We start from the raw sequence: 8873 nt of genomic DNA, 5'->3' as shown, positions 1-8873 counted from the left end.
AGGCCGCCAGGGAGGGCAGCCGGGGGTTCAGCCCTTCCGTAGGGCGGCGAAGAAGGTGCGCAGGTCGGAGGTCACCGCTTCGGGGACCTCCAGGGAGGCGTAGTGGCCGCCGGTGGGGAACTCGCTCCAGTGCACGATGTTGGTGTTGTCGCGTTCGGCGAGGGAGCGGATGGTCTGGAAGTCGTCGGCGAAGACCGCGACGCCGGTCGGCGCGGTGTTGATGGCCGGTTCGGCGCCGGAGTGCGCCTCGGCGTAGTGGTAGCGGCCCGCGGTGGCCTGGGTGTTGGTGAGCCAGTACAGCGTGACCTGGGTCAGGATCTGGTCGCGGGTCACCAGGCTCGTGCCGTTGCCGAAGGAGTTGAACAGCTCGCTCCAGGCCAGCTGCCCGACGGGCGAGTCCGCGATGCCGACCGCGACGGTCTGCGGGCGAGAGGCGTTGATCGCGTTGTAGCCGCCGACCGACTGGAACCACTGCATGTGCTCCAGCGCCGCGTACTCCTTGGGGCCGAAGCCGGCGAACTCGTCCGGGTCGCCCGAGGGGAAGGAGAACAGCTGCAGGACGTGCATGCCCAGGTATCCGGGCGGCTTCAGCAGTCCGAGCTCGCGGGAGATCATGGTGCCGGCGTCGCTGCCGTGCGAGCCGTAGGTCTCGTAGCCGAGCCGGCGCATGAGGGCGTCGAAGGTGCGGGCGACGCGCGCCATCGTCCAGTCCCCGTCGGACAGCGGGGTGCTGAAGCCGAAGCCGGGGATCGAGGGGACGACCACGGAGAACGCGTCCTCGGCCCGTCCGCCGTGCGCGACCGGGTCGGTGAGCGGGCCGATCATGTCGAGGAAGTCCACGAACGAGCCGGGGTAGGTGTGGATCAGCAGCAGGGGGGTGGCGTCCGGCTCGGCGGAGGGGACGTGGATGAAGTGGACCTCCTGGCCGTCGATCTCGGTGAGGTAGTGCGGGAACTCGTTCATCCGCGCCTCCTGCTCCCGCCAGTCGAAGCCGTTGCGCCAGTGCTCGACGGTCTCGCGCAGGTAGCTGTTCGGCGTGCCGAGGTCCCAGTTGTCGACCGCGGCGGGGCGGGGCAGCCGGGTGTTGGCCAGCCGCAGGGCGAGGTCGTCGAGCTCGGCCTGCGGGATCTCCACGCGGAAGGGGCGGATCTCGGCGGAAGCGGACTTCTTCGTCGTCGTCATGGCTTCACAGTAGAACCCATATAGGAAGACTTGATTCCTAATGGTGCGGCATCATGCAGACCATGCTGGAAACTTCCGCGAGACTCCTCGCCCTGCTCTCACTCCTGCAGTCGCGACCGTCCTGGCCGGGCTCCGAGCTGGCCGAACGCCTCGGCGTGAGCAGCCGCACGATCCGCAACGACGTCGGGCGGCTGCGCGAGCTCGGCTATCCCGTGGAGGCCACGCGCGGCACGACCGGCTCCTACAGCCTCGGCGCCGGCACGAAGCTGCCGCCGCTTCTGGTGGACGACGAGGAGGCCGTCGCGATCGCGATCGGGCTGCGCGCCGGAACCGGCATCAGCGGCATCCAGGAGAGCAGTGCCCGCGCCCTCGCCAAGCTGGAGCAGGTGCTCCCGCACCGGCTGCGCCGCCAGGTCGCGGCGATCCACGATTCCACCTCCCAGGGGCCCCAGAACACCGCCTCCAACGTCGAGGACCCCGAGGTCGACGCGGCGGTCCTGGCGCAGATCGCCACGGCCGTCCGCGACCACGAATGGTTCCGCTTCGACTACACCACCGGGCCCGACGAGCGGGAGGGCGAGCTGCCCTCGGGCACGGCGGCGACGTCGGGGCCCAAGCTCGTGGAGCCCTACCGGCTCGTCAGCTGGACGCGCCGCTGGTACCTGGTCGGACGCGATCCGCAGGCCGGCACCTGGGCGACGTTCCGGGTCGACTGGATCACCCCGCGCATGCCCACCCACCGCGTGTTCACCCCCACCCCGTTGCCCGGACTCGACTACACCAGCTTCGTCCTGCGCGACGTCGCCTCGACGGGCTGGAAGGTGCACGCCCGGATCACCGTGTTCGCCCCCGCGCAGGAGGTGCTGTCGCGCATCAACGCCACCGTCGGCGTGGTCGAGTCGGTCAGCGACGAGAAGTGCGTGCTCGTGACGGGAGCCGACAGCCTGGAGACCATCGCGGTGTACATCGGCATGCTCGGACTCGACTTCGAGGTCACCGGACCCGCCGGTCTCGTCGACCACCTCGCTGTCCTGGGCGAACGCTACCTGCGCTCGATCGGCAGGATGAGCAGGAGCAGCGAGCCCGAGGGCGGCGGTGATGCGGGCTCGGTTCGGCCGGGTGAGCCGTCGTAGGACAGGTCGAAGTCGTCACGGTGCCGGCAGCGCGGACGGCGCGCAGGGCCGTCCGCGCTCTCCCGCGGGCTCAGGCTTCGGCGGTGCGCTTGGGCAGCTTCCAGCCGGGGCGGGGGAAGTGGCACGTGTAGCCGTTCGGGTACTTCTGCAGGTAGTCCTGGTGCTCGGGCTCGGCTTCCCAGAAATCGCCGGCGGCCGTCACCTCGGTGACGACCTTGCCCGGCCACAGGCCGGAGGCGTCGACGTCCGCGATGGTGTCCTCGGCGACCTTCCGTTGCTCGTCCGATGTGTAGAAGATGGCGGAGCGGTAGCTCGTGCCGATGTCGTTGCCCTGCCGGTTCACCGTCGTGGGGTCGTGGATCTGGAAGAAGAACTCCAGCAGCGCCCGGAAGTCGGTCAGGTCGGAGTCGTAGACGACCTCGATGGTCTCGGCGTGGGACCCGTGGTCGCGGTAGGTGGCGTTGGGCACGTCGCCGCCGCTGTAGCCGACCCGCGTGGAGACCACTCCGGGCTGCCGGCGGAAAAGCTCTTCCATGCCCCAGAAACAGCCGCCCGCGAGCAGGGCCCTCTCGGTTGCCATGTTCACTTCCCCCTCGTGTCCTTCGTCGCTCACTACAGCGGGCGTCGCAGCGGCCTTATTCCATGGGCCGCCCCTACCGCTGTTCGGCGAGCCACTGGTCGAAGGTGGTCGGCATGATGCGGGCGTCCGGGCCGGGCAGCAGCACGTTGCCCGCCGCCTCCGGGCTGAATATCGACGACCACGTCGGCACCAGCTTCACCGTGCGGCCGCGCGCCCGGTCGGTGCGCCTGGCCATGTCGACCAGGTCCTGCGGGTCGGGCCCGGCGACATCGCGGTAACGCCCCTGCGGCCGGCCCGTCGCGATCTCGGCGAGCACGGCGGCCACGTCCGAGGGCGCGACCGGCCGCACCAGCAGGGGCGCGATCGCGGCGACGCCGTCGCGCTCGGTCCAGCTCGTCACCATCGCGGCGAAGTCGTGGAACTGCGTGGCCGGGACGATCGTCCACGGCACCGGACCGGCGGCCACCAGGCGCTCCTGCTCCCGTTTGCCGGCGTAGTGCGCGTTGCCCTCGATGCGGTCGACCCCCACGATCGACAGCAGCACGTGGTGACCGACGCCGGCCCGCTCCTCGGCGGCGAGCAGGTTCCGCGTGACGGCGCCGAAGTAGGCCACCGTCTCGGCCGGGTCGGCCGCGGTGCTGTTGGTGGCGTCGACGACCGCGTCGACGCCGGCCAGCACGTCGTCGAGGCCCTCGCCGGTCGTCAGGTCCACGCCGAGCGAGCGGCTGATGCCCACGACCTCGTGGCCGTCCCGCTGGAGAGCGGCGGCGGTGAGGGTTCCGATGTTCCCAGTCGCGCCGGCGACGGCGATCCGCATGGTGTCCTCCCATGTCCTGGCGGTCGAGCGGAGAATATCATGGATAAAACAGATCCATGATATCTGCGATACGCTTCGGGTGTGAAACTGCCTGTTAGCACCGAATGGGTCCTGCACTGCGCGACCACGCTGGCGCAGCTGGATCCGGGAGTCAGCGCGTCGACGGCTCAGCTGGCGCAGTACTACGACCTGCCGGCGCCCTATCTCGCCAAGCAACTGAAGGCCCTCGTCAAGGCAGGCCTGCTCACCGCGACCGCGGGCCCGCGCGGAGGTTTCCGTCTCGCGCGGCCGGGCTCCGAGATCACGCTCCTGCAGGTCGTCGAGGCCGTCGACGGCACGTCCTCACCGTACGAGTGCCGCGAGATCCGCCGGCAGGGCCGGGGAGCGCTGCCGGCCGCCGAGTGCCGGAGCACCTGCGTGCTCGCCGCGAAGATGGCGGACGCGCACCGGGCCTGGCGGGACAGCCTCTCCGGCGTCACCCTGGCCGACGTCCTCGACACCCTCCCGCCGTCGGCGCCCTCCCGCACCCGCGCGCGCCTGGCGGAGATCACTTAGCTCGGGAGGAGGCTTTCCGATCTCCGCTCGGGGGGCCTCCGGGCGTCATTAGGATCCCCTGGTGATCTTCAAACGATCGTTCGCGGGCGGCTGTCTGCTCGCCCTGCTCGCCCCCCTGGCGCTGGTCGGCGCACCCCCCGTCTCCGCCGATGACGGCGACCCCGCGGAGCCGCCCAAGGTCGAGCTGGTGCTCGACGTCAGCGGCTCCATGCGCGCCCGCGACATCGACGGGCTCAGCCGGATGGCGGTCGCGCAGCACTCCTTCGGCGCGGTGGTCGACTCCCTGCCCGAGGGGACGCAGCTGGGCATCCGCGTCCTCGGGGCGCGGCACCGGTTCCCCGGCAGCCCCAAGGCCGTCGGATGCACCGACACCCAGCAGCTCTCCCCGGTCGGCCCGGTGGACAAGGCGCGGGCGAAGGCGGCGATCGCGACGCTGCGCCCCACCGGCTGGACGCCGATCGGGCTCGCGCTCCGCGCGGCGACCAGGGACCTGGGCACCGGGGAGACGACACGAAGGATCATCCTCATCACCGACGGCGAGGACACCTGCTCGCCCCCCGACCCCTGCGAGGTGGCGCGCCAGCTCGCCGCCCAGGGCACGCACCTGGTCGTGGACACCCTCGGGCTGACCCTCAACGACAAGGTCCGCCAGCAGCTCACCTGCATCGCCGACGCCACCGGCGGGACCTACACCGCCGTCCAGCACCAGGAGGAGCTGACCGGCCGCCTCAACCAGCTCGTTCAGCGCGCCGGCACCACCTACAAGAGGACTCCGGAGAAGGTCGCCGGGACCGCGGGGTGCGCCGACGCGCCCACGCTCGCGCCCGGCGTGTACACCGACCGGGAGCGGTTCAGCGAGCACCGCTGGTACCAGGTGTCGGTGGCTCCGGGCCAGGAGCTGCGCGCCTCCGTCAGCGTCTCGCTCGACCGGACCCTGAACCCCGACCACGGCGTCCTGCTGCGCGCGGTGTCCGGGGCCGGGCAGGAACTCGTCCGCGGCACGGACGCGGGCAGCGGACGCACCGACGTGCAGTCCACCGGCCTGCGCTGGTCGGACCAGCGGACCGGGGCGGACGCCTCCGCCTCGCCGTCGCCGGACGGCGGTTCCGGCGGCACGCCGGTCTGCCTGGTGGTGAGCAACTCCTTCTCCGCCCCGCCCACGGTGCGGACGGCGCCCGGCATGCCGCTGGAGCTGACCGTCGACCTCGTGCCGTCCTCGGACACGCCGGGCGAACCGGACCTCGGCCGCGGCTGGCTGCTGCTGATCGTGCTCGCCGCGACGGGCCTCGTCGCCGGCCTCGCCACCGGATGGCTCGCCCGGTGGCGGGTGGCCGTCTGGAAGGAGAACTGACCATGCGCGCCTCCCTCCTCCTCGCGTCCGCGGCCGCCTGCGCCGTCCTGCCGGCGACCGCCGCGCCGGCCGCCGCGGACCCCTCCCCGAGCCCGCGACCGACGATCGGCACCGCGGGAACGTCCTTCCTGACGGCGACCACCGTGGAACCCGGGCAGCCGGTCCGCGTGCCCGCCTCGACCGGCGACTACCTGTACTGGTCGTTCGCCGCCGCGGCAGGGCAGACCGGGCGGATCGCGGTGACGGTCGCGCTGCCCCCCGCGGCGAGCCGCCACGGCGCCGCGACGTACGGCATCGACGTCTTCGACGGGCTGCGCCGCCGCCAGGCGTGCACGGCCGGTCCGCAGAACGCGACGGCGGCGGCCGGGGCCGCGAGCGTCAGGCTCCGCTGCACGCTGCGGCGGGTCCGGGCGTGGGCCGAGCCGTGGTCCGACGACCCGCTGCCCGGCACCTACTACCTGCGGCTCGCGGCGAGCGGCCTGCCCGAGCAGGACCTCGGCCTGCCGATCCGGGCCGACGTGCGGATCAGCGCGAAGGACGGGGACGCCCGGCCCGCGGGCGCGAAGCTGAAGGCGCCGCTGTCCCCGGCCGTCGACCCCGGGGCCACGCTCGCCCCGGGCGCCGCGCCGTCGGCGGGCCCCGTGGACTCGGCGCCGAAGCCGGCGGAGCGGGTCAAGGGCTGGTTCTCCTGGCCGTCCGGCCGGTGGTGGTGGACGATCGGCGGCGGCGTCCTCGCCGCCGTCATGTCCGTGGCGGGCTACAGCCTGACCCGGCATCCGCGCCGCTGGTTCTCCGCGCCGCGCTGAACCGGTCCGGGCCGGGGGGACGCCATGACGTCCCCCCGGCTCCGCCGCCGTCGTCTCAGGGCCTGCGGCCCCGGAAGGTGCGGCGCAGGTCGCTCACCCAGGCGTCGGGGTTCTCCCAGGGGATGAAGTGGCCGCCGTGGTCGTGGGCGTTGACGTTGACGTGGTTGAACCAGGCGCTCTGCGGGCCCGTCTCGAACGCACGGACGCGCTCTTCGGCGGTGTGGACGCCGGGCGGGTTCTCGTACGTGACGAAGGTGAGGCCGACCGGGGCCTGCACGACCGGGGTGCGGTCGTGGGCGGGCGTCCAGGGGTAGCGGTTGGCGTTGGCGTAGTACCGCATCGACGTGGCGATGGAGTTGTTCACCCAGTAGATCGTGGCGTGGGTGAGCAGGTCGTCCTTGCTGAAGACGGACTCGACGTCGCCGCCGCTGTCGCTCCAGGCGTTCCAGCGCTCCAGCAGCCAGGCGAGCAGTCCGGCGGGCGAGTCGCTCAGGCCGTGGGCCAGGGTCGCGCCGTCGAGCATGTGCACGGTGAGGTGGGACGCCGAGCGGTGGTCCATCTCGATGATGCGGGCGCGGACGTCGGCGGGCTGGTCGTCGGTGAGGGGCCGGTTCCGGGCGAAGTCCCAGGCGCGGGGGCCGTTGAAGAAGTCGAGCGGCAGCCCGGAGCCGATGTGGATGCCGTACAGCTCGTCGGCGTACTTGTGGCCGAGCTGGCTGGTGACGATCCCGCCGATGTCGCAGCCCCCGGCGGCGTACCTCTCGTACCCCAGGGTCTCCGTCATCAGCGTGTGCCAGAGATCGGAGACCTTCCAGAAGTTGACGTCCGGGAAGCCGGTGAGCGGGCCGGGGAAACCGAAGCCGGGCAGGGACGGCACGATGACGTCGAACGCGTCGCCGGGGTCACCGCCGAACGCGGCCGGGTCGGCGAGCGGGTCGATCACCTTCGACCAGTGCCAGAACGTCCACGGCCAGCCGTGGGTAAGGATCAGCGGGACCGGACGGGGGCCGCGGCCCGGCTTGCGCATGAAGTGCACCGGCACACCGGAGACGCTCACCTGGTAGTGCTCGTAGGCGTTGATGGCGGCCTCGGCCTTGCGCCAGTCGTAGCCGTCCCGCCAGTAATCGACCAGCCCGCGGAGGTAACCGGCCGGGACGCCGTAGGACCAGTCCTCGTTCCCCTCGTCCAGCGGCGGACGGGTCAATGCGAGACGAGCGCGCAAGTCGTCGAGGGCCTCGTCGGGCACATGGATCGCCGTCGGTTCCAAGGGGAAGGCGTTCGAGGTGGTCATAGCGTGGTTCCTTACTGGTGGAGGGACAACGACGTGCTGTCCCCGACCTCGCCGTCGAGAATCCTCGGAGGACTAGGTGATGTCCTCGGGGAGGAGGGTGGCGAGTTGTTCGGTGGTGAGTTCGACCCCGGTGTTGGCGAGTTGTTCGGTGCGGCGGGCGTGCGCGGTGATGGCCGACCGGACCAGCTTGTCGACTTCACGGCCGTTTCCTTCGCGGAACCGGCCCCGGTGCGTGTTCAGGTAGACGGTCAGAGCCTCGCGAGTGGCCTCGGGGACGCGGTAGTCCGCTGCCTCCGCTTTCTTGACGAAGATCGAGGCCAGGCCGTCGACGGGGTAGGGCTGGAAGGTCAGCGTGCGCGCGAACCGGGACGCCAGGCCCGGGTTGGTGGCCAGGAACCCCTCCATCTCGTCGGTGTATCCGGCGGCGATCACGATGACCTCGTCACGGTGGTCCTCCATCAGCTTGACCAGCGTGTCGATGGCCTCCTGCCCGAAGTCGTGACCCGACCCGCCCGAGCGCGACAGGGTGTAGGCCTCGTCGATGAACAGGACCCCGCCCCGGGCGCGCTGGAACACCTCGGTGGTCTTTTGGGCGGTGTGCCCGACGTACTGCCCGACCAGGTCGACGCGTGCCGCCTCCACCACCTGCCCTTGGGCAAGGACGCCCAGGGCGGTGAGGAGTTCTCCGTAGAGGCGCGCGACGGTCGTCTTGCCCGTGCCCGGCGGACCGGCGAAGATCAGATGCCCGGTGAACGGCTCGGCCTCCAACCCCGCCGCCCGGCGCCGCCGCGCCGAGGCCAGCAGGTCGAGCAGGTCCTTGATCTCCCGCTTGACCTCCTCCAGCCCCGTCATCCCCGAAAGGCGCGCCAGCACATCGGTGACCTGACCGGCGTCGCGCGCCTCCCCGAACCGCGCCGCCAACCCCGCGTCGACGTCGAGATCCTCGGCGACGAGCAGGCTCAACTCCTCACCTGAGGGCAGTTCGGGCAGGTCGGCGAGGCGCTGCGCCTGGCGCTCCACCGCGGCCTCGAACACCTGCCGTGCCGCTCGCCCGTTCCCGAACGTCGCGTCGCGGCGCTGCCCCGCGAAGTGCGCCAGGATCGCCGCGCGCGCGTCGTCGGCCAGCCGGTACCCGTCCCTGGTCGCATGCGACTCCAC

Annotated in this window: 9 protein-coding genes; 4 read left to right on the top strand and 5 right to left on the bottom strand. The window is 71.8% G+C overall.

Going from position 1 to position 8873, the window contains the following annotated elements; genetic code table 11:
• Positions 1-27: 27 nt before the first annotated feature.
• Positions 28-1182, bottom strand: coding sequence for an epoxide hydrolase family protein (locus AB0C69_RS32595; protein ID WP_345172591.1), 1155 nt, complete (start codon positions 1180-1182; stop codon positions 28-30).
• Between the two features lie 62 nt (positions 1183-1244).
• On the opposite strand from AB0C69_RS32595, the gene AB0C69_RS32590 reads away from it, so the two are divergent.
• The gene (locus tag AB0C69_RS32590) at positions 1245-2315 is read left to right on the top strand and encodes a WYL domain-containing protein (protein WP_360358795.1); all 1071 of its coding nucleotides are present in this window, start codon (positions 1245-1247) and stop codon (positions 2313-2315) included.
• Between the two features lie 70 nt (positions 2316-2385).
• Here AB0C69_RS32590 and msrA read toward each other — a convergent pair whose 3' ends face one another.
• Both msrA and AB0C69_RS32580 read right to left on the bottom strand, forming a co-directional pair.
• Positions 2386-2895, bottom strand: coding sequence for a peptide-methionine (S)-S-oxide reductase MsrA (gene msrA, locus AB0C69_RS32585; protein ID WP_360358794.1), 510 nt, complete (start codon positions 2893-2895; stop codon positions 2386-2388).
• Between the two features lie 73 nt (positions 2896-2968).
• Entirely contained in the window at positions 2969-3712 is a 744-nt protein-coding gene (locus AB0C69_RS32580) for an NAD(P)H-binding protein (RefSeq protein ID WP_360358793.1), read from the bottom strand.
• Positions 3713-3793: 81 nt separating this feature from the next.
• Between AB0C69_RS32580 and AB0C69_RS32575 the strand changes: the two genes are divergently transcribed.
• The 3 genes from AB0C69_RS32575 (at position 3794) to AB0C69_RS32565 (ending at position 6424) form a co-directional block, all read left to right on the top strand.
• Positions 3794-4267, top strand: a complete 474-nt coding sequence (locus AB0C69_RS32575) for an Rrf2 family transcriptional regulator (protein ID WP_345172583.1) — start codon at positions 3794-3796, stop codon at positions 4265-4267.
• 61 nt (positions 4268-4328) lie between these two features.
• Positions 4329-5618 carry a VWA domain-containing protein gene (locus AB0C69_RS32570; RefSeq protein WP_360358792.1) on the top strand — a complete coding sequence of 430 codons (1290 nt, stop codon included), beginning with the start codon at positions 4329-4331 and terminating at the stop codon, positions 5616-5618.
• A 2-nt stretch (positions 5619-5620) separates the two neighbouring features.
• Positions 5621-6424 carry a hypothetical protein gene (locus AB0C69_RS32565; RefSeq protein ID WP_360358791.1) on the top strand — a complete coding sequence of 268 codons (804 nt, stop codon included), beginning with the start codon at positions 5621-5623 and terminating at the stop codon, positions 6422-6424.
• Positions 6425-6479: 55 nt separating this feature from the next.
• Here the strand turns inward: AB0C69_RS32565 and AB0C69_RS32560 are convergent, their stop codons facing one another.
• Both AB0C69_RS32560 and AB0C69_RS32555 read right to left on the bottom strand, forming a co-directional pair.
• On the bottom strand, positions 6480-7715 hold the full coding sequence (locus tag AB0C69_RS32560) for an epoxide hydrolase (RefSeq protein ID WP_360358790.1): 1236 nt from the start codon (positions 7713-7715) through the stop codon (positions 6480-6482).
• 72 nt (positions 7716-7787) lie between these two features.
• A partial coding sequence (locus AB0C69_RS32555) for an AAA family ATPase (protein ID WP_360358789.1) occupies positions 7788-8873 on the bottom strand: 1086 nt, incomplete at its 5' end.

This window comes from Actinomadura sp. NPDC048032 (assembly GCF_040653175.1).
Classification (GTDB): domain Bacteria; phylum Actinomycetota; class Actinomycetes; order Streptosporangiales; family Streptosporangiaceae; genus Spirillospora; species Spirillospora verrucosospora.
The sequence above is the reverse complement of the archived record's forward strand: the minus strand, read 5'-3'. Positions and strand labels throughout refer to the sequence as shown.

What these genes read in the sequence shown, in the direction of transcription:
- AB0C69_RS32595 (WP_345172591.1), bottom strand. Translation starts at nt 1,182, where the DNA reads ATGACGACGACGAAGAAGTCCGCTTCCGCCGAGATCCGCCCCTTCCGC.
- AB0C69_RS32560 (WP_360358790.1), bottom strand. Translation starts at nt 7,715, where the DNA reads ATGACCACCTCGAACGCCTTCCCCTTGGAACCGACGGCGATCCATGTG.
- AB0C69_RS32590 (WP_360358795.1), top strand. Translation starts at nt 1,245, where the DNA reads ATGCTGGAAACTTCCGCGAGACTCCTCGCCCTGCTCTCACTCCTGCAG.
- msrA (WP_360358794.1), bottom strand. Translation starts at nt 2,895, where the DNA reads ATGGCAACCGAGAGGGCCCTGCTCGCGGGCGGCTGTTTCTGGGGCATG.
- AB0C69_RS32565 (WP_360358791.1), top strand. Translation starts at nt 5,621, where the DNA reads ATGCGCGCCTCCCTCCTCCTCGCGTCCGCGGCCGCCTGCGCCGTCCTG.
- AB0C69_RS32580 (WP_360358793.1), bottom strand. Translation starts at nt 3,712, where the DNA reads ATGCGGATCGCCGTCGCCGGCGCGACTGGGAACATCGGAACCCTCACC.